Source organism: Aquabacterium sp. UBA2148 (assembly GCF_002328915.1).
GTDB classification, from domain to species: Bacteria; Pseudomonadota; Gammaproteobacteria; order Burkholderiales; family Burkholderiaceae_C; genus Aquabacterium; species Aquabacterium parvum.
The window spans coordinates 2,334-2,850 of record NZ_DCXA01000074.1 but is presented as its reverse complement, the minus strand read 5'-3'; the positions used below and the strand labels follow the sequence as shown (position 1 = coordinate 2,850).

The window sequence follows — 517 nt, the reverse complement described above, 5'->3', positions numbered from 1 at the left end:
CCGGCATCTCGGCGGCTGACCGCGCCCGCACCGTGCAGGCCGCCGTCGCCGCCGACGCCAAGCCCACCGACCTTGTGCAGCCCGGCCACATCTTCCCGCTGCAGGCCAAGGACGGCGGCGTGCTCATGCGCGCTGGCCACACCGAAGCCGGTTGCGACCTCGCCGGCATGGCAGGCCTCACGCCATCGTCCGTGATCTGCGAGATCATGAACGACGACGGCACCATGGCCCGCCTGCCCGACCTGGAGGTCTTCGCCAAAGAACATGGCTTGAAGATCGGCACCATCGCCGACCTGATCCAGTACCGCAGCCGCAACGAGAGCCTGATCGAGCCCGTTGGCCGTCGCACCATGCAGACGCCCGAAGGCCCTTTCGAGACCCGCGTTTTCAAGGACCGCACGGGTGCCGTTCACATGGCCCTGAGCCTGGGCCTCGAAGGCGCCAAGCCCGGTCGCGAGGACGAGGTGCTGGTGCGCGTGCACGAGCCCTTCTCGGTGCTCGACTGGCTGGATGCCGG

The 517-nt window shown here is 68.9% G+C and carries 1 protein-coding gene; it reads left to right on the top strand.

What is annotated here, in order from left to right:
• Window positions 1-517, top strand: a 517-nt coding sequence (locus tag B2W70_RS04005; protein WP_286743092.1) for a 3,4-dihydroxy-2-butanone-4-phosphate synthase, incomplete at both ends; no start/stop codon positions are given.